Consider the following 23,698-nt stretch of genomic DNA (forward strand, 5'->3'; position numbering starts at 1 on the left):
AGCCGGCCCGCGTGCAGCAATGACAACCCCTTCAGCGAAAGCCTCTTCAAAACGCTCAAGTACCGCCCAGCCTACCCGAAGGGTTCATTTGAAAGCCTCATGGCCGCGAGGCAGTGGGTCGGCACGTTCGTGCGTTGGTACAACGAGGAGCACCGTCACAGTGCCATCCAATTCGTCACGCCGGCACAGCGTCACGCGGGCCTGGACGGCGAGCTGCTGCGCAAGCGCGCAGAGGTCTATGAGGCCGCCAAGGCCGAGCGTCCGGAGCGCTGGAGTGGCGACACGCGAAGCTGGGCGCCAGTTACAACCGTGCACCTCAATCCGGAAAAAAGTGCCACGGAGACCCTCACCAAAAAGGAGAAAAATCCAGAACTCAAAAAAGCAGCGTAGAAACCGCTTTTAGGCGACAACTAGCTTGCAAATTACCGTTATTTCATCGTAGCAGGAACCGAAGTGCTCGGCGAAGGTCGGCAATGGGGCGTAACCTGTCGTTCGGTGACGCGACAATGCTTTGATTCTAGAGCTGTTTTCGCCTGTTAATCATTTGCGTAGATCCTTGCGGTCCCCAAGTTGAGGTGACGGAATATTCTGGGGTTCCGGCATACACCTGATCAACGGCGCGGGCCGCGCACCTGTGAACGTCATATGCAATTAGCGTACGCCGCAGCCAATTGAACGCGAGCCGGCGCCGACGATTGCAAGCTCAGTTGCAGTTAATTTGAGCCGAAATCGTCGTCGAATGCGAGCACGGCCACTTTCAAACGCTAGCCGTTACAGCTAGTCTATTTGGATGGAATCGATGTAGTCCGCCCACTTTTGCATCATCGCCTTGCGCTCGTCAAGGTAGCGAGCTCTATCGTATGCGCTCTCCAATTTATCCTTGGGAGCGTGCGCCAGCTGGCGATCAACGACCTCATGGCGGATTCCAAGCCGTTCTTTCAGCGTCGACATCGCCAACGCCCTGAAGCCATGCCCGGTCATGTCGCCCTTGTAGCCCATGCGTTCCAACGCCTTCAGTAGTGCCATGTTGCTCATCGGTCGCTGTGGATGGCGCATGTTGGGGAACAGCAGCATACCGCCGCCAGTGAGCCTATGCAGCTCTCTCAGCAGCGCCAGAGCCTGCACGGAAAGGCAAACATGATGATCTGTCTTGTCCGGCTTGATCTTGCGCTTGCCGCGCTTCATTCTTGTCCACGGAATGATCCATTCGCCCTTCTCCAGATCGATCTCGGACCAAGGTGTCTCGATGAGTTCACTGGTGCGGACAAACACCAGCAGCATCAACCGCATGGCGATGCGTACGGGCATTCCCATACACGCCTCGTTGGTGTACAGCGCCTTCAAAAACTTAGGCAGTTCATCGGCCTCGATGGCGGCGAAATGGCCCTTTTCCCTCGGCTCCAACACCTCGCCCAGCAACGCGGCCGGGTTGCGTTCCGTAAGCTCGCAACGTATCGCGTAATTGAACACCCGCGAACAGTCCGAAGTGAGGCGTTTCGCGACCTCCAAGGCTCCCCTCCCCTCAACCACCCGGATAGCCTTGAGAACGTCCGCCACTTTGACCTCGGCGATCGGGACACCGCCAAACACCGGAAACAGATCGAGCTCGAACCGGTGCAGGATGTTTTCGGCGGTCTGCGGCTGCCAGCTCTTGATCATCTTGCCGTGCCATTCGCGCGCAATCTTCTCAAACGTGTTTTCGGAAATGGCCCGTGCCTTCTCCGCCTCGGCGTCGCGCGCCTGACCAGGATCGATGCCCGCGCCGAGCAGCGTGCGCGCGGCGTCGCGTCGTTCGCGCGCGGCGGCAAGAGAAACATCGGGGTAGGCGCCAAAATGCAGCTTGTTTTCCTTGCCGTTGAGCTGGCGATATTTCAAGCGCCACAGTTTGGCCCCGGCGGGCGTCACCTCCAAATACAACCCGCCCCCGTCGGCCAGCTTGTAGGCTTTCTCGCGCTTCTTGGCGCTACGCACTTTCAAGTCGGTAAGGGGGGCGACACGCCTCGGCATTTTGGGGGCCTCTTGTCGATGGGGGCTCGCGAAGGCCCCAAAAAAAGCCCCCAAAAGAGATGGACAGGTGGGGACGCGCGGGGACATTATAGTATAAAAAAACCCGCTGCCTCTATGAGGACAGCGGGTTTTCAGACATCCCTGGATGCCCAAGGACAGTTGTCTGGCGGAGAGGGTGGGATTCGAACCCACGGTACGGTTTAACGTACGCCTGATTTCGAGTCAGGTACATTCGGCCACTCTGCCACCTCTCCGGTGCTTCGTTTGAACTCTTGGCCAGGTAAGTAGCACAAGGGTGGTCTTCAAATTCTTTTCGCTTGCTGCTGCGAGGTCAAGATTATAGCAAAGCCTGACGGAAACGGAAGAGGGAAAATGCGAAATCTTCAAACTTTCGCGCTCTCCCCTGTTTCACGCCGCCGGAGCCAGCCGCTCCATGCCACCCATGTACGGGCGCAGCGCAGCGGGAATCACCACGCTGCCGTCCGCCTGCTGACAGTTCTCCAGCACCGCGACCAGCGTGCGCCCCACCGCCAGCCCGGAACCGTTGAGCGTATGCAACAACTCCGGCTTGCCTTGCGCATTGCGAAAACGCGCCTGCATCCTGCGTGACTGGAACGCTTCGCAATTGGACAAGGACGAAATCTCGCGATACGTATTTTGTGCCGGCAGCCACACTTCCAGGTCATACGTCTTGGCGGCGCCAAAACCCATGTCGCCCGTGCACAGCGACATCACGCGGTATGGCAGGCCCAAGCCTTGGAGAATCGCTTCGGCGTGGCCGACCATCTCTTCCAGCACGGCGTACGACGTTTCCGGGTGCACCAGCTGCACCATCTCCACCTTGTCGAACTGATGCTGGCGGATCATGCCGCGCGTGTCGCGGCCATAGCTGCCCGCTTCCGAACGAAAGCATGGCGTATGCGCCGTCATCTTCAGCGGCAACTGGTCCATGGCGACAATTTCGTCACGCACCAGGTTGGTCAGCGTCACTTCAGAGGTAGGGATCAGGTAAAAGGTCTCGCCCTCGCCTTCCGCGCCGCCTTTTTTCACCGAGAACAGATCGGCTTCGAATTTCGGCAACTGGCCCGTGCCGCGCAGCGAATCGGCGTTGACCATATACGGCGTATAGCATTCGGTGTAGCCGTGCTGGTCCGTATGGGTGTCGAGCATGTATTGCGCGAGCGCGCGGTGCAGACGGGCAATGCCGCCTTTCATGACGGAAAAACGCGAACCGGTCAGCTTGGTGGCGACATCAAAATCGAGGCCCAGCGCGGCGCCAACGTCCACGTGGTCTTTCACGTCAAAATCAAAACTGGGAGGTGTGCCCACTTTACGTACTTCAACGTTTGCCGCCTCGTCGGTGCCAACAGGCACGGATGCGTGCGGCAAGTTGGGCACGCTTTCCATGAAGGCCGCCATCCTGGCCTGCACATCGCCCAGCGCGGTTTCATTGGATTTGAGCTCGTCGCCCAGGCCTGCCACTTCCGTCATCACGGCCGAGGTGTCTTCGCCTTTGCCCTTGAGCATGCCGATCTGTTTCGACAGCGAATTGCGCCTGCCTTGCAGCTCTTCGGTACGCGTCTGGATCGCTTTGCGTTCCGCTTCGAGGGCGTTGAAGCCTGCCACGTCGAGCTGGAACTTGCGCGTTGCGAGGCGCGCTGCGACGTTGTCGATATCTTTGCGAAGAAGTTGGATGTCTATCATGGGGTCAAGTGGCGCTATGTCGAAAGCGCAATTGTACCAAGTTGACAGTCACTTCCGGCGATTTGCGTCAGGTGTCATTTGCGCTGCGCGGGCCAGCGCCAGTACATCAGCTTTGGCTGGCTTTTTCCAGCGCCGTCAAGCGCTTGGTCTTGACGACAACGACTTGCATGTTGGCTTCGGCAATCGTGCTGGCCTGGACCTTGGCGGGAGCTGCAGCGGCCGGCACTTCGGCCGTGGCGTAAGCAGCCCAGGTGGTCATGACGGCAACGGCAAGAAAAACGCCTTCGATGTTTTTACGGACTTTCATGATGCGCTCCTGAGGGATTAAGTGAGTTGGTATGCTGGTACTGTACCCACTCGCCCCCGCAGCAGCCATCGACTTGCGATGAAGCGCCGAAAATGCGGGACAGGAAGGTGAAAAGCGATCCTGTCCGGTTCTCCAACGCTATTTGCGCGCGTCCGCGTCCAGTCCGCGCAGCCAGGCCAACTTCTCGGCGATCTTCGACTCGATGCCGCGCGGCACGGGCTCATACCAGTGCGGCTCGGCCATCCCTTCGGGCAAGTACGTTTCCCCTGCCGCGTAAGCGTTCGGTTCATCATGCGCATAGCGGTACTCGTGGCCGTAGCCCAGTTCCTTCATCAGCTTGGTCGGCGCGTTGCGCAAGTGAACCGGCACTTCGCGGGACTTGTCTTTTTTTACGAAAGCGGCCGCGCGGTTGTAGGCGTTGTAGCCGGCGTTGCTCTTGGCGGCAATGGCCAGGTAGATGACGGCCTGCCCCAGCGCCAGTTCGCCTTCCGGCGACCCCAGCCTTTCATAGGTTGCGGCCGCGTCATTGGCGATCTGGATCGCGCGCGGGTCGGCGATGCCAATATCTTCCCAGGCCATGCGCACAATGCGGCGCAGCATGTACTGCGGATCGGCGCCGCCGTCGAGCATGCGGCACAACCAGTACAGCGCGGCATCGGGATGCGAGCCACGCACCGACTTGTGCAGCGCCGAAATCTGGTCGTAAAAATTGTCGCCGCCCTTGTCGAAGCGGCGCGAATTGAGCGTCAACGCGTTGTCGACAAATTCGCCCGTGATACGCGTGATGCCCGACGTTTCGGCCGACGTCTTGGTCTGCTCGAGCAGGTTGAGAAAGCGGCGCGCGTCGCCGTCCGCGTAGCCGATCAAGGTAGCCACGGCAACGTCGTCAAACTGCAGGTGGCCCAAGCCGTGATCTTGCGCGCGTTTGAGCAGCAGGAGCATCTCGTCGTCGGTCAGCGCCTTGAGTACATAGACTTGCGCGCGCGAGAGCAATGCGGAGTTCACTTCAAATGACGGGTTTTCAGTGGTCGCGCCAATCAGCGTGACCAGGCCCGATTCGACAAATGGCAGCAGGGCATCTTGCTGCGACTTGTTGAAGCGGTGGATTTCGTCAATGAACAGGATGGTGTGCTTGCCGTTGGCCAGGTGATGCTCGGCCTGTTCGATGGCGGCGCGGATATCTTTTACGCCCGACAGCACAGCCGACAGCGCAACGAACTCGCAGCCAAAGGCGTTCGCGGTCAGGCGCGCCATAGTGGTCTTGCCCACGCCGGGCGGGCCCCACAGAATCATCGAGTGGGGCTTGCCGGATTTAAATACCAGGCGCAAGGGCTTGCCTTCGCCCAGTAAATGGCTCTGGCCGATGACTTCCTCGATGCTTGCCGGGCGCAACGCTTCGGCCAGCGGCGGCGCGGGCTCGGTCTTGAATAGGTCGTCCATGCAGATGTCTTATTGGTGGTCAGCGTGATTGTCAGCGCGTAGTCTAGCGCATGGCGCTCTTGGGTGCGCGGGGGTTGGAACAAGGTGTGCCGTGGCGATGTCACGGCACCCGTTCTGCACGTGCTATCCTCAACTTAAAACTGAACAAGGGGGAACCATGAAGATCGCCGACTTACTGGACGGACTGGACTTTGTCAGCGACTTCACCTACCCCGAACTCGAACAGCTCGCCAAGTTCGTGACCCACCATGAAATGGAAAAAGGCAGCATCATCTTTGAGGAAGGCGACCCGGGCGACTTCCTGCTGATCGTGGTCCAGGGCCGCATCTCCATTTTCAAGGGCGGCGAACATGGGCACCAGCTGCTCTCGACCGAGACGTGCGGCAGGATCGTCGGCGAAATGGCGATGATCGACCAGGAACGCCGCTCGGCAACCTGCGTGTCGGAATCGGTGTGCGAACTGCTCATCCTTACGCACAACAACATGCAAAGCATGGCCAAGGAGCACCCGGCAGTGGCCTACCATTTCATGAGCAGCCTGGCACGCATACTGTCGCGCCGGCTGCGCCGCACTTCCGGCATGATGGCCGATTTCCTCGAGCAGTAAATGTTACCGTGCTTTCATCAGCACACGGCCATACAGGGTGTCGGTCTTTTCGCCCGGCAAGGCAGGGTCGAGCGCAAACTTGCATGACCGGATAAAACGCGTTGCACTGGCATCGCCCACGCCGCCCTCGGCCTTGACGCCAAACGGCACACCGTCCGGGTCAACCAAAAACCGCACCAGCACGCCATCGACACCGCTTGGCGCCCGGTTGAACGCCTCGAAACCGGCAAACTCGCCTGACTCCTTGCAACTTGCGGGCACCAGTGCCGGCCGTATCATCGCCGGCCCCGATAAAGTCCATACAAACTGGATAGGATAGGTGTTGCGCTCGGCCTCATCGAGACCCGGCTTGAACTTGCATTTGACCAGCGAACGCAGGGCTGCGTCGTCCAGCAACTGCCAGCTGCTGCTCTTGGCTATCGTCGGGTTTTCGATGCTGCCATCCGCACCGATCTGGAAGTGCACGACCGTGATGCCGTCCACCTCATAACGGCGCGCCTCGCGCGGCCACTCCGGTGTCGTGCACGAGGCTGGCGAGAGCAGCAAACCTGCCGGAAAGGCATTTGCCAGTACCCGGTTCTGCGCGCGCGGCGCCCGTGAGCTGGCCGTCCATACCGCAAGCGCGGCCAGGGCTGCCAAGAGGGCGATTTTTCTCTTGTTCATGCCCGCGCCCGCGTGCTAATTCTTGAAAACGTCTGCGCCTTTTGGCACCACAAACTTGAACTGCTCGGCGCCCAGACTGGGGTTCTTTTCGAACTTGGTGAACGACAGCAATGATGTCTGTCCAAAGGAGTCGCGCAACTCCATCGCGGCGGGCGTGCCGTCTTTTAAGCCAATGCTGATCTGCTGGAACTGGCTATCCTTGGCCTTGGGCGTGGCATTGAGCCACTCGAGGCCGTCGCGCGCGCCCGCTTCGCTCAGCGTGAAGTTCTTTTCAAGATCGTTACTGCCGAACAGGATGGCCGCCGGCGACGATCCCAGCGCGTCGCCAAGTTTCTTGACCGTCACCTGATTCAAGTCCTTGTCATAGATAAACAGGTCGGTGCCATCGGCTTGCAGCAGTTGCTCGTAAGGTTTTACGTAGGTCCAGATAAACTTGCCTGGACGGGCGAACACAAACGTGCCGGTTGACGGCGCGGCCGACTTGCCGCCGTCGGTCTTCTTGACCTGGCGCTGCGTAAATTCGCCACGCGCGGCCTTGGTGCTGGCGGCAAAGCTCTTGAATTGCGCCAGTGCGCTGGCATGCGCGGCGCCGGCAAAGGCCAGGCTCAGCGCAAGCGCGCCCAGTGTTGTTTTCAGTAATTTCTGCATATTGCCTTTCTTGTTGAATGCTGCGGCACAGTTGCCCTGCTCAACTAACGGTTGGGCGGGCAATCCGTGCACACGTGAAGGTTTATTCTGCGCTGGCGATCGGCACCAGGATGTCCCTGTTGCCGTTTGATTGCATCTGGGAAACCACGCCGCTATTTTCCATTTGCTCAAGCAAACGTGCCGCGCGGTTGTAGCCAATGCGCAAGTGCCGCTGCACCAGCGAGATCGACGCGCGCCGGTTCTTGAGCACCACCTGGACCGCCTGGTCGTACATCGGATCAGCTTCCCCACCGGCCTCGCCGGCCGGCGCGCCATCGGCGCCGCCCTCGCCTTCGAGCGTGCCGCCCTCGAGAATGCCCTCGATGTAGTTGGCTTCGCCATTGGCCTTGAGGTGCTTGACGACGCGGTGCACTTCCTCGTCGGACACGAAAGCGCCGTGCACCCGCACCGGCAAGCCGGTACCGGGCGGCATGTACAGCATGTCGCCCATGCCCAGCAAGGCTTCCGCGCCCATCTGGTCGAGAATGGTGCGCGAGTCAATCTTGGACGATACCTGGAACGCGATTCGGGTGGGAATATTCGCCTTGATCAGGCCGGTAATCACATCCACCGATGGACGCTGGGTGGCCAAAATCAGGTGCAGGCCTGCCGCACGCGCCTTTTGCGCGATACGGGCAATCAATTCCTCGACTTTTTTACCGACCACCATCATCAGGTCGGCCAGCTCGTCGATGATGATGACGATGGTCGGCAGTTTTTCCAGCGGCTCGGGCGAATCGGGCGTCAGGCTGAACGGATTAGGAATGTGCTCTTCCCGCTTGGCCGCCTCGGCAATCTTGGTGTTGTAGCCGGCAAGGTTACGCACGCCCAGTTTGCTCATCAGCTTGTAGCGCCGCTCCATCTCGTTCACGGCCCAGTTCAGCGCGTGGCCGGCTTGGCGCATGTCGGTCACCACGGGCGCGAGCAAGTGCGGAATGCCTTCGTAGACCGACATTTCCAGCATCTTGGGGTCGATCAGGATCATCCGTACATCGGCCGGATCGGACTTGTACAGCAGCGACAGGATCGTCGCGTTGATGCCCACCGATTTACCGGAACCGGTGGTGCCGGCCACCAGCAAGTGCGGCATTTTGGCGAGGTCGGCAATGACGGGCTTGCCCGCGATGTCCTTGCCCAAGGCAATCGTCAGCTGCGACGCGCTGTCGTTATAAATCTTGGAGCCGACGATTTCCGTCAGGCGCACGATCTGGCGTTTAGGGTTAGGCAGCTCGAGCGCCATATAGTTCTTGCCGGGGATAGTCTCGACCACGCGGATGGATGTCAGCGACAGCGAACGGGCCAGGTCGCGCGCCAGGCCGACGATCTGGCTCCCCTTCACGCCGGTGGCCGGCTCGATTTCGTAGCGCGTGACAACCGGACCCGGATACGCGGCGACAACCTTGGCGTCGACGCCAAAATCAGACAATTTCTTTTCGATTAGGCGGCTGGTGAATTCCAGCGTTTCCATCGACACGGTTTCCTGGTAAGCCGGTGGCTCGTCGAGCAGCGCCAGCGGCGGCAGGCTGGAGTCGCCTGGCAAGTCCTGGAACAGCACCGCCTGCTTTTCCTTTTGCACGCGTTCCGATTTGACGACTTCGACAATCTGCGGCTCGATCTTGACGGGCGGCGCGGCAACGTGTTTTTCAACATGCTTGGCGCGCTCGTGGACGACGACTTCGTCGCGCTTGACGGCCGCCACTTCACCCTGGCGGCGGTCTTCGGCATCCTGGTAGCGCAGGCGGAAATAGTCGATGCCGGACTCGATCGCCGCGCCAATGCGCTCGGCTACCGACATCCATGACACATGGAAAAACAGGCTGAAGCCAACGCCGAACAGCAGTAACAGCAATAGTGTGGCGCCATTGAAACCAAACGCGGTGTTCGCGGAGCTGCCGATCATCTTGCCCAGCACCCCGCCTGGCGCACCCGGCAATTGCACCTGAAGCGACCACATTCGCAAGTGCTCCAGGCCCACGCTGCCAATGAACATCAGGGTAAAGCCCACCCATCGGATGGTCGCTTCATGATGATGTTCCGGATCTGTTTCTGCGGCCAGCACGAACTTTTGGTTCAGGGAACGATAGCCTTTCCACACCAGCCGCAGGAAGCAAAAGCACCACCACCAGGCGGAAAACCCGAAGATGAAGAGCATCAAGTCGGACAGGTAGGCGCCGGCGCGTCCGCCCAGGTTGGTGACCTTGGCCACTTCCACCTCGTGCGACCAGCCCGGATCGCCCTTGTTATAGCTAAGCAATATCATCACAAAATACAGGCAAATGACGGCCAGCGCGATCCAGCGCGCTTCGGACAGCAGTCGCACCAGCCGGTTTGGAAGCGGCTGGCGGATGGTCTCTTTGCGGGTGTACGTCGAGGCTTGTGGTTGGCTGTTCTTTGTCATTCTGTTGCGGCTGAAACTACGATCCAGACATTCTAAGCCATATGGCACGCAACAGGCCCATCATTCATGCTCGTGCGCATCATGGACTATAATCCGGGGTAGGCCATTAGTTCCCGCAAAGCCCTTGATCTGAGCACCATCAGCCCCAGTTTCCACCAATACACTCGAGCAGACTCCCCATGACCATTACCAAACACGCCAAAGTCCTGATCCTCGGTTCCGGCCCCGCCGGCTACAGCGCCGCCGTGTACGCCGCGCGCGCCAACCTGAACCCGATGCTGGTCACCGGCGTGGAGCAAGGCGGCCAGCTGATGACCACGACGGACGTTGAAAACTGGCCGGGCGACCCGATGGGCGTGCAGGGTCCGGAGCTGATGCAGCGCATGCTGCAACACGCCGAGCGTTTCAAGACCGACATCGTGTTTGACCACATCCATACCGCAAAGCTCAATGAAAAGCCATTTCGCCTGATTGGCGACAGCCAGGAATTTACCTGCGACGCGCTGATCATCTCGACCGGCGCCTCGGCCCAGTACCTGGGTTTGCCGTCGGAAACGGCCTTTATGGGCAAAGGCGTGTCCGCCTGCGCTACCTGCGACGGCTTTTTCTATCGGGGCCAGGAAGTGGCCGTGGTTGGCGGCGGCAATACCGCGGTCGAGGAAGCGCTGTACCTGTCGAATATCGCGTCCAAGGTGACGATCATCCACCGCCGCGACAAGTTCCGCGCCGAAGCCATTTTGATCGACCGCCTGAATGCCAAGGCTGCCGAAGGCAAGATCGTTATCAAGTACAACCACACGCTCGACGAAGTGGTGGGCGACGACAGCGGTGTGACCGGCGTGAACATCAAGTCGACCGTTGACGGCACCGTCACGCCGCTGACCGTGCACGGCGTCTTCATTGCCATCGGCCACAAACCGAACACCAGCATTTTCGAAGGCCAGATCGAGATGAAGGACGGCTACATCGTCACCAAGACCGGCTTGCAGGGCATGGCCACGCAGACCACCATTCCCGGTGTGTTTGCCGCCGGCGACGTGCAAGACCACATTTACCGCCAGGCCATCACCAGCGCCGGCACCGGCTGCATGGCGGCGCTCGATGCACAGCGCTACCTGGAAAGCCTGGAAGACTAAGGAAGCAATATGGCGTCGATGAAAGACTTTTCTGACCTCAATTACCTGCGCGAAACGCTCAAGGAGCAGGACCAGGCGCGCGCCATCGAAAAAGCCGAGCGCGAGGAAAAAGAACGGGTGCTCAAGCAGGAAGCCGGCTTGTTTCGTACCGCGCTCGGTGGCGTCAAGAAGATTGCTGAATCGAACCGCTACGTGCCCAATGCGCCGCCCGGCATCAACGTCACGGTCAAGCCGGCCCGGCCCCGCTCCCAGGCTGAAGATGACGCTGCCGTGCTGCGCGAATCGCTGTCGGACCAGTTTGAGGTCGATCACTTGCTTGACGATGACCGGAGCCTGAGTTTTACGCGGGCCGGGGTCGGCTCGGACGTGGTGCGCAAGCTGCGCAAGAATTACTGGCCGGTGCAGGATGAACTCGACCTGCACGGCATGCGGCGCGACACCGCGCGCGACCAGTTGGGCGATTTTTTGTCGCGCGCCATGAAGCGCAAGCTGCGCTGCGTATGCGTGATTCACGGCAAGGGCCTCGGCTCGGCTGGCGGCGAGCCGGTGCTGCGTTCCATGGTACACAGCTGGCTCGAGCAAAAGGATGACGTGATCGCCTTTTGCGCCGCCAATGTGGACGGACGCAATCACGGCGCCCTGATCGTGCTGTTGAAAGGGGCGCTCAACGCCAAGTAAGGGCTTATTTATTCCGGTTTACCAAGTCCGCATAGGGCGTGCTAGGCTCAACTTTCGCCCACCTTCGCCGACGGTAATGCATGACCCTTATTAAGTTCATCGAAATCATGGCAATCCTGGTGGGCGCGTTCTCGGGGTTTATCGAGGCGCGGCGCAAGCGGATGGATCTGGTCGGCGTATTTACTGTCGCCTTTATCACCGCTTTTGGCGGCGGCACCCTGCGCGATATCCTGCTCGACAAGCGGCCCCTGTTCTGGGTCACGCACCAGGAATACGCCATTCTGATTTTTATCCTGGCACTGGTCGCCGCACCCGCCATTCGCACGCTGCGGCAAGTGGTGTCGGAACGCATGATCGTCATCGCCGACGCGGTCGGACTGGGATTGTTTGCCATTTCGGGCGTGGCGTCCGCGCTCGACGCGCATATGCCGATTTTTATTGCATCGATGATGGGTGTCATCACCGGCATTTTTGGCGGCGTGCTGCGCGATATTGTGTGTAACGAAGTGCCAATGGTGTTCAGGGATGGCAAGCCGTACGCGATTTGCGCGTTTATCGGCAGCTGGATGTATTTGCTGATGAAAAAATTCGGCGCTGAGCCGGATCTTGCGCTCTGGTCGAGTGCGATGGTCATCACGGCGCTGCGTTTGATTACCTGGCGCTTTGATATGCGGATGGGGCACTAACTTACTCGTTAGGGGTTTTGAGCGGTTAGAGAGGCGGCACCTGCTGCAGGCACGACTGTCGCCAACGCAACAAGGCCGTTAGCCCATAGGTTTATACACAACTCATGAACCTTCGTCCCGGAGTGCTTGTATGGTGAAGGCAGCAACCCGGACATCTACCATTCCCTGCCAAATGGTTTTCACGCCTGGCTCGCCGTCGCCCTTGCGTCCAAGGAAACCGCCCACCTTGGCGATCTGGCGCAGTACCTCGTTGAGTGTTGGCGCCTGAGTTGGTCTGCGTTCCTTTGTAAGCAGATAGGCCGCCCGAATCTCGTCGGGATCGAAGAACAGAGTGGCATCGAGATGTGGGCAGGTTCGGCCCAAGCGCATCAAGTAGACGATACGCCAGGACACGACCATGAACAAGGCAAGGGCGCGCTCGATCTTGTCGATGTGGCCCAGTTGCATGGCTTCGATCTTGCAGGCGTTCTTGAGCACATGGAAAAATATCTCTACCTCCCAGCGTGCGCGATACCAATCGATCAACTCGATAAGTTGGTCGAGCGTCGTCGCCGTACGGTTGGTCAGCAAACGCCACTCGATGGGCTCGACGCCGGGCGGCGCATCGATCTCGCGGGCAATGATGCAGGTGGCCTCGACGGTGGTTCCGCGTCCGGCCGGCAGTACGACCCGCTTGGCCCAGAGCTGCTGCCTGACCTTGCGGCCCTTCTGCTTCTCGCGTGGCCCGATGGTGAAGGCGATCCCGCCCAAGGATTCGCCATCAAGCGTGTGCGCCCACAATTTCTCCCCGTCGGGCAAAGCGCGATTCGTTTTGGCGCGCACCAGCCAGTCGGCAGGCGTGCCCAACTGCTTGGCGCGCCGCATCATTTCGATGATATCGGCCTCGCGATCGGCGACGTACACCAGCCGCGTCGTCGGCATGTCGGCGGCCATTTCCGCGATCCGCTCATAGCCCTCGGTCCAGCGCTTGCTTTCCTTTTGTCCTGGCCGCACGCCTTGCGCATCGCGCAGTTCGCGCGCCCACATCCACGCGTCAACGACGCCCAGTTGCAGGCGCTCCGGCGTCACCGCAATGGTCGGATGCAGGTACATGCCACGCTGCACTTCATAGCTGAGCGGCCCCAGCCCTTCGATCTGCTGCCCGTTGAAATTGATTTCCGTGGTGTCCTGCAGGCACAACACCAGCGGGTACTCAGTCATCCGTTCCTGCGTTTTCTCCCAGTGCGGCGCCATGATGTCGCGCCAATCCACGGTGTCGTTCTCTAGGAAACGATAGGTCGCCACAGTCTCGCCCCAGCCGTTGCAGGACTTCGGAATACTCGCCGTCGGGTTGCCCGAAAACCGGGCCATCAAAAGCTTCGCACGCTTGTCCAGGCGCGCATCGCCGAGGTCAATTTCCGCAAATTCGTCTTCCACCCACTGCGTCGTATCAGTCATAATACCGTTGAGAAAAAGGCAATAGTAAGCCTGACATTTCAAAAGTTTACAAGCACAATTTTAAGTGCTTGAAAGTAAACGATTTTTAGCGGGGGCGTGGTCTAGAAGGAGGAATTGATCCACGCGCACTTGTGTATAAACCTATGCCGTTAGCCGTATCGGCACTGCTCCCCCTCGCCTCATGCCGGCGAGAGCAACGCCCTTCCCATGGTGGCTCGTTGGATCACCTTGTCGAATAATTTCACCTGACAAGAGATCCCTCTTTTTATGGATAACAAATTGATAAAATAGCGTTACGGTTTAATTTTGAACGGATTGTCAGGAGTAACGCCGCATTGAAGGTAGGAACTGAGCTCCGTGATCCTCATAATTTTTCCGGGCTGGCCACCGCAAGCCTTATCCAAGGGACGCTGGTCAAATCGATGGATAACGCGATTTGTATTGCTAATTTTAAAACCTTGGCCGCCGACCAAAATACTGTTCTGGCACTCGGGTTCCGTGCAATATTTTTCGCAATTCGTGCAGACCGTCGCGCTAGAGTCTGTGAATGCCAAGCACTGATCGTATATGGCAGGGATCACAATTTTGAAGTTACGAACGTCAAAATAGCCACACTTGCTCGCTTCCTTACCCGCAAGGTTGACTTCGGCAATTTGAAATCGACCCAAACCTTGCTTGGCATCGGAAAAATCAAAATCTCCCGTGTAAAAAATATTTGGAATCTTGATGGCACCGCTGCCGTCTACAGCAACGAGCTCACGAGGATTACCAATGATTAGAGTGGCGAAGCCAGCCTTGTTAGGGACAATATTCTTCACGTATTTCGGCTTCACATGCCGTGCCGCCCCGGAACCAGCAAAACATTCACTGGACCACTCGTGCTTGCTGTCTGTAGATGGGCATAGCTCCGCAGAGGTACAAGAAAGCGAGATCAACGCAACCAACGCAAAAACAATCGCAGCGGCTGCCGACTTCATCATTTCAGTTCCCAAAATTTAACTTTGACAACCTGCACCAAGCTATACTTGGCGGCTTCGTTCAGTCGGGTAAGCCAAAAATAATACGAGTTATTGCCGGGCTGTTCATGCCCGTCAGCATAAGAAAGCTTCTTTGAGTTTCCGTCCCACAACGTAAAATGACCTGTGGCGTCCCCCCACCCCGCCACCTCAAAAACAACTATGCCACTTTTCGAGTTAAGCTTTTCGTCGATGAAACGTTGACCTTCCTTAACCCGCGTCTTGAATATTGCGCTCATCGCCTCCTTATCTTGAAGCAATGAGTTTGGGATAACCGTCAGGTTCAACTCTTCGTCGGCACCTTTAAAACGGCGAGCAAGCTCAGCCTTCAAATCGATGACACGCAGCCAATAAATATAGTTGTCCCCGCCTTGAACACTCGCACCACTTGGTGCTTTTGGCAGCTTCAGGCCGCTCCTATTGAGCGCATACGACATTCGAACGGCGCACGTATTTTGATAGCCCGGCTGGGCGTATAGCTTGACAAAGGCACCGCCTATTTTCGAATCGTAAAGCTCGGGAGTCTGGACGCTGACATCCGGATAATATTTTTTCATATCTGCCCACGATGGTCGCCGTGGGGAAATTGAAGCGGAAGCGGCTCCGGCTTTTGCAGTAATTGGCATACTTCCCCTTGTTTAATTATGCAATGTAGCGTCCGCAATGATGCCCGGCCCTGCGCTGGCCTGCGGTTCGTCGCAAGCGCAAAATATTAACATATGTATAAATTTATATTTTTTGTAAGTGTGCGCAATCCCGATTGATTTGTCAATTCTCAAACCTGGGGCGTAGTTACAAGATGGCATGGAGCGAATGCAAGGCTGGACTGGGCCAGTAGTACCCGCTGGCGCCAACAGCGCTCGGCAACAGCGCGCGGCAACAGCGCGCGACAACAGCGCAACCATTTGCCAGGCACATCGTCGGGTAGGCAGCGGCCGAAAAGTGCTTGTTCCTCGGCATTCGATTGGAAAAACCGTGGAACGTGTCGCGGCAGGCAGTGGATGGCATCTCGATGATGCCTATTCCGCGAAACTTTGGTCAGGAGGTCAGCTAACCATGATGGCTGCGATACCCATATGATGCTGCCGGTAATCCTACGGATGCACGCCCAAGCGGTTGAGCATTCCGCATGGGTACAATGGTCCCGCAACGACGTGTTGACGCATCGTTACACCGCTTTGTCACCCATTAGTTTGATAGCCCGTGCGCAATCTGAAGAGTGCACACGCTTAGCTTTTTTACACCGCATCCGGCCCCGTCTCACCGGTACGAATCCGGATCACCTGCTCCACATCCTGCACAAAAATTTTCCCGTCACCAATCTTGCCGGTGCGCGCAGCCTTGATGATGGCGTCGACCACTTGCTCGGACATGCTGTCGTCAACCACCACTTCGATCTTCACCTTGGGCAGAAAATCAACCACATATTCAGCGCCGCGATACAGTTCCGTGTGGCCCTTCTGGCGCCCGAAACCCTTCACTTCCGTCACGGTCAAGCCCGTCACATTCACTTCCGCGAGCGCCTCGCGCACTTCGTCGAGCTTGAACGGCTTGATCACACAGGTAATTTGTTTCATTTCTGATGCTCCTTAAATAGTGCCGGTTTGCCTGCTATTCTAATCGACATCCGGAATGTTCTTCAGCTCTTCGAGCCACACGGTCGCTTCCGAATCGCTCGGCGCGCGCCAGTCGCCGCGCGGCGACAGCGATCCGCCATTGCCCACCTTTGGCCCGTTCGGCACGCACGAGCGCTTGAACTGGCTGGTCTTGAAGAAGCGATATGCAAAAGTTCCCAGGTGCTTTTTGATCGTGGCAAGCGTATAGCGCTCCTGCCAGGCCGACCATGATAGAAACGCCACCTTCGACGGCGCGAAGCCGTACCGCAAAATGTAATGCAAATTAAAATCCTGCAGTTCGTAAGGCCCGATCACGTTTTCCGTAATCTGGGCCGGCTTCTCGTCGCCGGCCTTGCCCGGCACCAGCTCGGGGCTGATCTCGGTATCCAGAATGCCCAGCAGCGTGCCCGACCCGACAACGCCAATGGTGCCGGTCTCCGCCACCCAGCGCACCAGATGGCTGATCAAGGTCTTGGGCACGCTCGCGTTCACGTTATAGTGCGACATATGGTCGCCCACGCCATAGGTGCACCAGCCCAGCGCCAGCTCGCTCAGGTCGCCCGTGCCGATCACCATCGCCGCATGGTAGTTGGCCAGCCTGAACAGATGGCTGGTGCGCTCGCCCGCCTGCACGTTTTCAAACGTGATGTCGTAGATTTCTTCGCCCTTAGCAAACGGATGGCCCAGGTCCTTGAGCATCTGCACGCAGCTGGGCCGGATATCGATCTCGTCCGCGCTGCAGCCGACTTCTTCCATCAGCTCGCGCGCCTGGCGCAGCGTGCGCTCGCTGGTCGCAAAGCCCGGCATGGTGTAGGCCAGGATATTTGCGCGCGGCAGCGCCAGGCGGTCCATCGCCTTGGCGCACACCAGCAGCGCATGGGTCGAATCGAGCCCGCCCGACACGCCAATGACCACTTTTTGCATGCCGCTTTGCGACAGGCGCTGCACCAGCGCCTGCACCTGGATGTTGTACACCTCGGTGCAGCGCACGTCGCGCTGCGCCAGGTCTTGCGGGACGTACGGAAAACGCTCGATCGTGCGCGCCAGCGGCAGCGCCTGCCCGCGCGCAATCTGCAGGCCGAAGCGCACCACCTTGAACGCGGCAACCTCGCCGGCATGCCTGCGCACCGAGTCCGCGAACGTGGTCTGGTGCATGCGCTCGCGCGACATGCGCTCCAGGTCCACATCGGCAAACAGGATGTGCGAGCCGTCCTTGAAGCGCTCCGACTCGGCCAGCAATTCGCCTTTTTCGTAAATCAGCGCCTGCCCGTCCCACGCCAGGTCGGTCGACGATTCGCCCAAGCCCGCCGAACTGTAGAGATAGGCCGCCAGGCAGCGCGCCGACTGCTGGCCTACCAGTTGATGGCGGTAGGCGCTCTTGCCGGCCAAAACGTTCGACGCCGACAGGTTCACCAGCACGGTGGCCCCGGCCAGCGCGGCAAACGACGACGGCGGAATCGGCACCCACACGTCTTCGCAAATCTCGATGTGAAACCGCATCGACTTGATGTTCGAGATCTCGAACAGCAAACCGGCGCCGAACGGCACCTCCTGGCCGAGCAGCTGCACCTGGGTTGACACGGCACTGTCGGCCGCGCTGAACTGGCGCGCTTCGTAAAACTCGCCGTAATTGGGCAGGTAGCACTTGGGTACCAGTCCCAGGATACGCCCGCCCGCCACCACTGCCGCGCAGTTGAACAGTTGATGATCAACCCGCAGCGGCAGGCCGACCACGAGCGCCACATCGATATCCCTGGACGCCTCGACCACCAGGCCAAGCGCCGCCTCGCAGGCGTCCAGCAGCGCCGCCTGGTGAAACAGATCGTCGCAGGTGTAGGCCGACAGGCCCAGTTCGGGATACGCGACCAGCACGGCGCCCTGCTGCTGCGCCTGGCGCGCCAGCGCAATCGTTTGCGCGGCATTGAAGGCCGGATCGGCGATTTTGCAGCGCGGTATGGCGACGGCGACGCGGGCAAAGCCATGGGTATAGAGATTGAAAAAATCGTTCTTCATGCAGTGCTTTCTAGGTGTGGCAAAGGGGCGTCGCGCGCCAGGAAAACGGCGCGCGCCTTTTTGCGTAGAATGGACACATGAATTATCGCACGCATATCGTCTCTACCCTTTCCGACATCGGCCAGCCGGCCTGGGATGCCCTGGCGGCCAAGCAGGACAAGGCCAATCCATTCCTGTCGTTCGCCTTTTTGCACGCGCTGCACGAGTCGGGCAGCGCCAGCGTCGAAAGCGGCTGGCAGCCCCAGTTCCTGACCCTGTACGACGGCGACCAGCTGGCCGCCGCCATGCCCTTGTATGTCAAGACCCACTCGTACGGCGAGTACGTGTTCGACTGGGCCTGGGCCGACGCCTACCATCGCAACGGCGTGGAGTACTACCCCAAGCTGCTGTCGGCGATCCCGTTCACCCCCGTCACCGGGCCGCGCCTGCTGGCCGTTGACGAACGCGCCCGTGCGGCGCTGATCGAGGTACTGTGCGCCACGCAGCGCTCGTCCGACGTCTCGTCCACCCATATTTTGTATCCGCCCGAAGAGCAGGTGCAGCAGCTGGCCGACGCCGGCTTCATGCTGCGCAGCGGCGTGCAGTTCCACTGGCTCAATGCGGGCTACCGGGACTTTGAGGAATTCCTCGGCACGCTGGAGAAGAAAAAGCGCAAGAACATCCGGGCCGAGCGGCGCAAGGTACAGGAGGCGGGCATCACCATGCGGCGCGTGCGCGGGATTGACGCGACCGATGCCCACTGGCGCCTGTTCAACCGCTGCTACCAGCACACCTACAAGGCGCACCGCTCCACGCCTTATCTCAACCTCGATTTTTTCCAGCGCATCGGCAGCACCATGCCGGAGAACATACTGCTTGTGTTTGCCGAGCGTGAGGGCAAGGCGGTGGCCGCGTCGCTGGTGATTCACAGCGCCGATACCTTGTTCGGGCGTTATTGGGGCGAACTGGAACACGTGCCTTGTTTGCACTTCGAGACAGCGTATTACCAGCCGCTGGAGTTTTGCATCGAGCAGAAAATCGCCGTGTTCGAGGGCGGCGCGCAGGGCGAACACAAAATGGCGAGGGGTTTCCTGCCGACCAAGACCTGGTCCGCGCACTGGCTGGCCCATCCGGCCTTTGCCGATGCGATCGAGCGTTTTCTGGCGCGTGAAAAAGGCGGGATCGATGAGTATATCGATGAACTCAATGACCGCAATCCGTTCAAGGATGCATAAGCGCATCCTCGCGTGGGGACGGTCGCGGTTCGGTTAAACAATCAGATCAACGATACCCATCCGAAGGAGCCGCATGATTTCGCACGTCTTCATCGGCATCACTAACTTCAAACGCGCCTTGCCCTTCTACTCGGCCGTCATGGCCACGCTCGGCCTGCAGCTAAAATTCGCCGACCCCGCCACACCCTGGGCCGGCTGGGTCTCGCCTACCCATCCGCGCCCCCTGTTCCTGATCGGCCACCCGTTCAACGGACAACCCCACACCCCCGGCAACGGCCAGATGACCGCCCTGCTCGCGCCATCACGCGATGCCGTCGACCTGGCCCACGCCACCGCCCTCGAGCACGGCGCCGCCTGCGAAGGCGCCCCCGGCTTGCGGCCTCACTATCACCCCAACTTCTATGGCGCCTACTTCCGCGACCTGGACGGCAACAAGCTGTGCGTCTGCTGTCACGGCTGACTTGACGACGCTCCCCTTTATCGACTCGCCCCTTTATCGACTCGCCCCTTTATCGACTCGCCCCTTTATCGACTCGCCCCTTTAACGCCGCGGCCCTACCTGGCGCGGCTTGGCCGGCTCGCCATCCGCATGCACGAACAGAGCCGGTTTACCATCTGCATACTCGCGCAGCATGTTCCACACCGCCCGCACCCGCTGCAGGCGGTACAAATCGGTGGGCGCTGCCAGCCAGAACGAACGCTCCGCAAAAAACTGGTCGAGCACCGGCACCAGGCGCCCGTCGTCGGGCACCGCGTACGGCGGCGCCATCACCAGCCCCATGCCCAGCGAAGCCGCCTCGATCTGGGCCGGCATGCCGGTGCAGCACAGGCGCCGGCGCGGCGTGAATCCCAGTTCGTCCAGATAGCTCAATTCGCGGCTGGCCAGCCGGTCCTGCACGTAGTCGACAAAATCATGCTGCGCCAGATCTGCGTGCGCGAAGATCGGCGCGTGCGTGGCCAGGTATGCAGGCGAGGCCCACACGTACAGCCGGAACGTGGCAAGCTTGGTGATCATGTAGCGCCCCGTGCTGGGCGGGTCCAGCATCACGCCCAGATCGGCCTCGCGGTTGGCCAGGTTGGCAAAGCGCGGCAGCACCAGCAGGTCCACGCTCAGCTCGGGATTCGACTGCAGCATCGCCACCAGCAGCGGCGCCACCACGCGCACCGCGAACAGCTCCGGCACGCCCAGGCGCACCACGCCGTGCACCGACACTTCGCCGCCGCTCATCTGCTCGGTGGCGGCCAGCGCCGCACTTTCCATCGCCTCGGCATGGGGCAACAGCGCCAATCCCATGTCGGTCAATTCGTAGCCTTCGCGCGAACGGTCGAACAGCGTGGTGCCGAGCTGGATTTCGAGCCGGTCGATGCGGCGCGCAACCGTGGTGTGCTCCACCTCGAGCCGGCGCGACGCGCCCGACAAGGTGCCGGCGCGCGCCAATTCAAGAAAGAACCGCAAATCGGTCCACTCTGGGAGTGTATTCATGGGAAGTGTCTCGGATGATTGTTGTATTCGTTTTGCATATTGTGCACTAGTGCACAACTCGCTGGCAAATAGTGCGTTGTACACCTTGCGCAGGATCAAATTAAACGAAGATTTTGTACGTACATCCTGTCATACCATACGCTCAGCTCGCGATGTGCATTTATGCACAGTCGGTGGGCGTGTTGTTGTCTTTCGCGCAAAAACGAATGCAGGCACACTGCATGCCATGCGATTCTGACCGCATACCACTAATAATAATCCTAGGAGACATCTGTCATGCGTCTTACCAGCACCAAGCTGAAATTACTGAACCGCTCCGTCGCCGCCGCCATCGCCCTGATGGGAACCACGATGGGTTCGGCCCACGCCCAGAGCGACGCCGCAGCGCCCGCCGCGAGCAACAACGACAACCCGAACGTGGTCGTCGTGACCGCCCGCCGGCGCGAGGAAACGCTGCAGGACGTGCCAGTGTCGGTGACTGCGTTTAACGCCGACCAGCTCTCCAAGCAAGGCATCCCCGACATCACCGGCCTGGCCCTGGCCCTGCCCAACACCACCATGAAGGCGTCGCGCGGCACCAACTCGACCCTGACCGCCTTCATCCGCGGCGTCGGCCAGCAAGATCCCCTGGCAGGCTTCGAGGCCGGTGTCGGCATCTACCTGGACGACATCTACCTGGCCCGCCCGCAAGGCGCCGTGGCGGAGATCTACGACGTCGAGCGCATCGAAGTGCTGCGCGGCCCGCAAGGCACGCTGTACGGGCGCAACACCATCGGCGGCGCCGTCAAATACGTCACGCGCAAGCTGGCGCCGCAAACCGATATCCGCACCCGCCTCACGGTCGGCACCTACCAGCAGCGCGAAGCCGTCGTCACCGCCAGCACGCCTCTCTCGGACACCACCCGCATCGGCGGCACGTTCGGCAAGTTTGACCGCGGCGGCTACGGCACCAACCTGTTCAATGGCCAGCCCAATTACGACAAGGACCTCGCCGCGCTGCGCCTGTCGGCAGAATTTACGCCGACCCCGGAACTGTTCATCCGCCTCTCCGGCGACGCCACCGAAGACAATTCGCATCCACGCAATGGCCACCGCCTGACCGTCGGGCGCACCAGCGGCGCGCCTGTCCTCGAAAACGTGTACGACACGCGCGCCAACCTGAACCTGGCCCTGGGCCACGAACAAAAGGTCAAGGCCCACGGCGTGGCCGCCCTGATCGAATACCGCATGAGCGACAAGCTCACGCTCAAGTCCGTGACCGCTTCGCGCAAGGACAGCTCCTACGCGCCGATCGACTTTGATTCCTTGTCCGTCACCGACTTCCACGTGCCTGCGTACTACACCAACAAGCAGCTGAGCCAGGAATTCCAAGCCACCTACACCGGCGACAAAATCCAGGGCGTGGCCGGCGTGTACTACATCGACGCCAATGCGTTCAATCAGTTCGACACCATCGTGGCGGGCGCCTCGGTGTTCACCGTGGGCGACATCGACACCAAGGCCTGGGCGGTATTTGCCGACGGCAGCTACAACATCAGCGACGCGCTCAGCGTCTCGGTCGGCGGACGCTACACGGTCGACGAGCGCAAGGCAGGCATCCTGCGCAAGGCCTATGCCGGCATGAACGGCTCGCCTGAAATGGGCGGCCCTGCCAATCCCTTTTTCCTGGTCCAGACCGACCTGAATCACGGTGAACTGGTCCGCGAAGACAAGAAGTTCACGCCTAAAGTAGGCCTCGCTTACAAGGCCTCGCCAAACCAGAACGTGTATGGCAGCTATGCGCGCGGCTTCAAGGGCGGCGGGTTCGATCCGCGCGTGAACGTCACCGGCTCCAAGCTGAACGTCGCAACGGTCAAGCGCGGCTTCCTGCCGGAGACCATCGACACGGTCGAACTGGGCCTCAAGTCGCAGTACAACGGCGGTCGCATCCTGACCAACATCGCCCTGTTCAAGAGCAAGTACAAGGATGTGCAGATTCCAAGCTCGGTGGCGATCGACACCAACGGCGACGGCGTCGACGACAGCTTTGCCGGCATTACCACCAATGCTGGCAAGGCCGACATCAAGGGCATCGAACTGGAAGCGAGCGCGCGCCTGACCAACGCCTTCAGCGTGTCCGGCATGTACAGCCATATCGATGCCGAGTACACCGAGTTCCTCGCGCTGCGGCCAGTCAATGGCGTCAACAAGCTGGTCAACATCGCCGGCGAAAGGGTGTTCCAGAACACGCCGAAGAATTCGGCCAACCTGCGCGCCAACTATGACTTTCCGCTGTCGCTGGGCGGTAACGCCGGCAAGGTCAGCCTGATCGGCAGTGCATCGTACAAGGCCAAGACCTACCAGTTCGAGACCCCTTCGGCGCTGGACCAGGATGCCTACAAGATCTACGACGCCAGCATCGTGTGGACCAGCGCGAACAACAAGCTGCGCTACAGCGTGCACGGGAAAAACCTGAACGACACGCACTACAAGACCGGCGGCTATCTGTTCCCGACCCTGGGTGCCGAGGGTACCCTGACCGCGTTCTACGGCGCGCCGCGCACCTGGTCGGCGTCGATGGAATACCGCTTCTAAGCGTTCCACAGCCTCAAACCGCGGATCTCGCA

Annotated in this window: 21 protein-coding genes and 1 tRNA gene; 8 read left to right on the plus strand and 14 right to left on the minus strand. The window is 59.8% G+C overall.

The window, feature by feature from the left end; translation table 11 throughout:
* Positions 1 to 390 (plus strand): integrase core domain-containing protein (locus ACP7D4_RS21910; RefSeq protein ID WP_426211303.1); only part of this gene is annotated, 390 nt, incomplete at its 5' end.
* A gap of 387 nt (positions 391 to 777) precedes the next feature.
* On the opposite strand, the gene ACP7D4_RS21915 is transcribed toward ACP7D4_RS21910, so the two are convergent.
* The 5 genes from ACP7D4_RS21915 to ACP7D4_RS21935 all read right to left on the minus strand — a co-directional run bounded on the left by ACP7D4_RS21915 (position 778) and on the right by ACP7D4_RS21935 (position 5,458).
* Complete coding sequence (locus tag ACP7D4_RS21915; RefSeq protein WP_426211305.1) at positions 778 to 2,007, minus strand: tyrosine-type recombinase/integrase; 1,230 nt, start codon at positions 2,005 to 2,007, stop codon at positions 778 to 780.
* A 164-nt stretch (positions 2,008 to 2,171) separates the two neighbouring features.
* Positions 2,172 to 2,261, minus strand: a tRNA-Ser gene (locus ACP7D4_RS21920).
* 154 nt (positions 2,262 to 2,415) lie between these two features.
* Positions 2,416 to 3,711: a serine--tRNA ligase gene (gene serS / locus ACP7D4_RS21925; protein WP_426211307.1), complete on the minus strand. Its 1,296-nt coding sequence runs from the start codon at positions 3,709 to 3,711 to the stop codon at positions 2,416 to 2,418.
* A gap of 106 nt (positions 3,712 to 3,817) precedes the next feature.
* A complete protein-coding gene (locus tag ACP7D4_RS21930) occupies positions 3,818 to 4,018 on the minus strand; it encodes a hypothetical protein (protein ID WP_426211309.1) in 201 nt (66 codons plus the stop codon).
* Positions 4,019 to 4,156: 138 nt separating this feature from the next.
* The gene (locus ACP7D4_RS21935) at positions 4,157 to 5,458 is read right to left on the minus strand and encodes a replication-associated recombination protein A (protein WP_426211311.1); all 1,302 of its coding nucleotides are present in this window, start codon (positions 5,456 to 5,458) and stop codon (positions 4,157 to 4,159) included.
* Positions 5,459 to 5,615: 157 nt separating this feature from the next.
* Here ACP7D4_RS21935 and ACP7D4_RS21940 point away from each other — a divergent pair, with 157 nt between their 5' ends.
* Entirely contained in the window at positions 5,616 to 6,065 is a 450-nt protein-coding gene (locus ACP7D4_RS21940; protein WP_426211313.1) for a Crp/Fnr family transcriptional regulator, read from the plus strand.
* A 3-nt stretch (positions 6,066 to 6,068) separates the two neighbouring features.
* Here the strand turns inward: ACP7D4_RS21940 and ACP7D4_RS21945 are convergent, their stop codons facing one another.
* The 3 genes from ACP7D4_RS21945 to ACP7D4_RS21955 form a co-directional block, all read right to left on the minus strand.
* On the minus strand, positions 6,069 to 6,728 hold the full coding sequence (locus ACP7D4_RS21945; protein WP_426211314.1) for a TonB family protein: 660 nt from the start codon (positions 6,726 to 6,728) through the stop codon (positions 6,069 to 6,071).
* Between the two features lie 15 nt (positions 6,729 to 6,743).
* The gene (gene lolA, locus ACP7D4_RS21950) at positions 6,744 to 7,376 is read right to left on the minus strand and encodes an outer membrane lipoprotein chaperone LolA (protein WP_426211316.1); all 633 of its coding nucleotides are present in this window, start codon (positions 7,374 to 7,376) and stop codon (positions 6,744 to 6,746) included.
* Between the two features lie 82 nt (positions 7,377 to 7,458).
* A complete protein-coding gene (locus tag ACP7D4_RS21955; protein WP_426211318.1) occupies positions 7,459 to 9,813 on the minus strand; it encodes a DNA translocase FtsK in 2,355 nt (784 codons plus the stop codon).
* A gap of 179 nt (positions 9,814 to 9,992) precedes the next feature.
* Here ACP7D4_RS21955 and trxB point away from each other — a divergent pair, with 179 nt between their 5' ends.
* From trxB to ACP7D4_RS21970, 3 genes are all read left to right on the plus strand, one after another.
* Positions 9,993 to 10,949 carry a thioredoxin-disulfide reductase gene (gene trxB / locus ACP7D4_RS21960; RefSeq protein WP_426211320.1) on the plus strand — a complete coding sequence of 319 codons (957 nt, stop codon included), beginning with the start codon at positions 9,993 to 9,995 and terminating at the stop codon, positions 10,947 to 10,949.
* Positions 10,950 to 10,958: 9 nt separating this feature from the next.
* Complete coding sequence (locus ACP7D4_RS21965) at positions 10,959 to 11,627, plus strand: Smr/MutS family protein (RefSeq protein ID WP_426211321.1); 669 nt, start codon at positions 10,959 to 10,961, stop codon at positions 11,625 to 11,627.
* An 80-nt stretch (positions 11,628 to 11,707) separates the two neighbouring features.
* Entirely contained in the window at positions 11,708 to 12,313 is a 606-nt protein-coding gene (locus tag ACP7D4_RS21970) for a trimeric intracellular cation channel family protein (protein WP_426211323.1), read from the plus strand.
* 102 nt (positions 12,314 to 12,415) lie between these two features.
* On the opposite strand, the gene ACP7D4_RS21975 is transcribed toward ACP7D4_RS21970, so the two are convergent.
* From ACP7D4_RS21975 to ACP7D4_RS21995, 5 genes are all read right to left on the minus strand, one after another.
* Positions 12,416 to 13,750, minus strand: coding sequence for an IS4 family transposase (locus ACP7D4_RS21975; protein ID WP_426211325.1), 1,335 nt, complete (start codon positions 13,748 to 13,750; stop codon positions 12,416 to 12,418).
* Positions 13,751 to 14,043: 293 nt separating this feature from the next.
* Positions 14,044 to 14,730 (minus strand): WG repeat-containing protein, encoded by a 687-nt coding sequence (locus tag ACP7D4_RS21980; protein ID WP_426211327.1) that lies wholly within the window; start codon positions 14,728 to 14,730, stop codon positions 14,044 to 14,046.
* Complete coding sequence (locus tag ACP7D4_RS21985) at positions 14,727 to 15,392, minus strand: type VI secretion system amidase effector protein Tae4 (RefSeq protein ID WP_426211329.1); 666 nt, start codon at positions 15,390 to 15,392, stop codon at positions 14,727 to 14,729. Before ACP7D4_RS21985 ends, ACP7D4_RS21980 begins: the two co-directional genes overlap by 4 nt.
* A 612-nt stretch (positions 15,393 to 16,004) precedes the next feature.
* Complete coding sequence (locus ACP7D4_RS21990) at positions 16,005 to 16,343, minus strand: P-II family nitrogen regulator (protein WP_426106743.1); 339 nt, start codon at positions 16,341 to 16,343, stop codon at positions 16,005 to 16,007.
* A gap of 39 nt (positions 16,344 to 16,382) precedes the next feature.
* Positions 16,383 to 18,395 (minus strand): NAD(+) synthase, encoded by a 2,013-nt coding sequence (locus ACP7D4_RS21995; RefSeq protein ID WP_426211331.1) that lies wholly within the window; start codon positions 18,393 to 18,395, stop codon positions 16,383 to 16,385.
* Positions 18,396 to 18,472: 77 nt separating this feature from the next.
* On the opposite strand from ACP7D4_RS21995, the gene ACP7D4_RS22000 reads away from it, so the two are divergent.
* Positions 18,473 to 19,609, plus strand: coding sequence for a GNAT family N-acetyltransferase (locus ACP7D4_RS22000; protein WP_426106739.1), 1,137 nt, complete (start codon positions 18,473 to 18,475; stop codon positions 19,607 to 19,609).
* A gap of 73 nt (positions 19,610 to 19,682) precedes the next feature.
* Positions 19,683 to 20,069 carry a VOC family protein gene (locus ACP7D4_RS22005; protein WP_426106738.1) on the plus strand — a complete coding sequence of 129 codons (387 nt, stop codon included), beginning with the start codon at positions 19,683 to 19,685 and terminating at the stop codon, positions 20,067 to 20,069.
* A gap of 81 nt (positions 20,070 to 20,150) precedes the next feature.
* On the opposite strand, the gene ACP7D4_RS22010 is transcribed toward ACP7D4_RS22005, so the two are convergent.
* Positions 20,151 to 21,092: a LysR family transcriptional regulator gene (locus tag ACP7D4_RS22010; RefSeq protein WP_426211333.1), complete on the minus strand. Its 942-nt coding sequence runs from the start codon at positions 21,090 to 21,092 to the stop codon at positions 20,151 to 20,153.
* A gap of 276 nt (positions 21,093 to 21,368) precedes the next feature.
* Between ACP7D4_RS22010 and ACP7D4_RS22015 the strand changes: the two genes are divergently transcribed.
* A complete protein-coding gene (locus tag ACP7D4_RS22015; protein WP_426106735.1) occupies positions 21,369 to 23,666 on the plus strand; it encodes a TonB-dependent receptor in 2,298 nt (765 codons plus the stop codon).
* Positions 23,667 to 23,698 lie beyond the last annotated feature (32 nt).

The sequence above is a fragment of the Massilia sp. TWP1-3-3 genome (assembly GCF_049897805.1).
In the GTDB taxonomy this organism is placed as follows: Bacteria; Pseudomonadota; Gammaproteobacteria; order Burkholderiales; family Burkholderiaceae_D; genus Telluria_A.

Coding starts and splice junctions, on each gene's coding strand:
- ACP7D4_RS21915 (WP_426211305.1), bottom strand. CDS start 2,007: ATGCCGAGGCGTGTCGCCCCCCTTACCGACTTGAAAGTGCGTAGCGCC.
- serS (WP_426211307.1), bottom strand. CDS start 3,711: ATGATAGACATCCAACTTCTTCGCAAAGATATCGACAACGTCGCAGCG.
- ACP7D4_RS21930 (WP_426211309.1), bottom strand. CDS start 4,018: ATGAAAGTCCGTAAAAACATCGAAGGCGTTTTTCTTGCCGTTGCCGTC.
- ACP7D4_RS21935 (WP_426211311.1), bottom strand. CDS start 5,458: ATGGACGACCTATTCAAGACCGAGCCCGCGCCGCCGCTGGCCGAAGCG.
- ACP7D4_RS21940 (WP_426211313.1), top strand. CDS start 5,616: ATGAAGATCGCCGACTTACTGGACGGACTGGACTTTGTCAGCGACTTC.
- ACP7D4_RS21945 (WP_426211314.1), bottom strand. CDS start 6,728: ATGAACAAGAGAAAAATCGCCCTCTTGGCAGCCCTGGCCGCGCTTGCG.
- lolA (WP_426211316.1), bottom strand. CDS start 7,376: ATGCAGAAATTACTGAAAACAACACTGGGCGCGCTTGCGCTGAGCCTG.
- ACP7D4_RS21955 (WP_426211318.1), bottom strand. CDS start 9,813: ATGACAAAGAACAGCCAACCACAAGCCTCGACGTACACCCGCAAAGAG.
- trxB (WP_426211320.1), top strand. CDS start 9,993: ATGACCATTACCAAACACGCCAAAGTCCTGATCCTCGGTTCCGGCCCC.
- ACP7D4_RS21965 (WP_426211321.1), top strand. CDS start 10,959: ATGGCGTCGATGAAAGACTTTTCTGACCTCAATTACCTGCGCGAAACG.
- ACP7D4_RS21970 (WP_426211323.1), top strand. CDS start 11,708: ATGACCCTTATTAAGTTCATCGAAATCATGGCAATCCTGGTGGGCGCG.
- ACP7D4_RS21975 (WP_426211325.1), bottom strand. CDS start 13,750: ATGACTGATACGACGCAGTGGGTGGAAGACGAATTTGCGGAAATTGAC.
- ACP7D4_RS21980 (WP_426211327.1), bottom strand. CDS start 14,730: ATGATGAAGTCGGCAGCCGCTGCGATTGTTTTTGCGTTGGTTGCGTTG.
- ACP7D4_RS21985 (WP_426211329.1), bottom strand. CDS start 15,392: ATGCCAATTACTGCAAAAGCCGGAGCCGCTTCCGCTTCAATTTCCCCA.
- ACP7D4_RS21990 (WP_426106743.1), bottom strand. CDS start 16,343: ATGAAACAAATTACCTGTGTGATCAAGCCGTTCAAGCTCGACGAAGTG.
- ACP7D4_RS21995 (WP_426211331.1), bottom strand. CDS start 18,395: ATGAAGAACGATTTTTTCAATCTCTATACCCATGGCTTTGCCCGCGTC.
- ACP7D4_RS22000 (WP_426106739.1), top strand. CDS start 18,473: ATGAATTATCGCACGCATATCGTCTCTACCCTTTCCGACATCGGCCAG.
- ACP7D4_RS22005 (WP_426106738.1), top strand. CDS start 19,683: ATGATTTCGCACGTCTTCATCGGCATCACTAACTTCAAACGCGCCTTG.
- ACP7D4_RS22010 (WP_426211333.1), bottom strand. CDS start 21,092: ATGAATACACTCCCAGAGTGGACCGATTTGCGGTTCTTTCTTGAATTG.
- ACP7D4_RS22015 (WP_426106735.1), top strand. CDS start 21,369: ATGCGTCTTACCAGCACCAAGCTGAAATTACTGAACCGCTCCGTCGCC.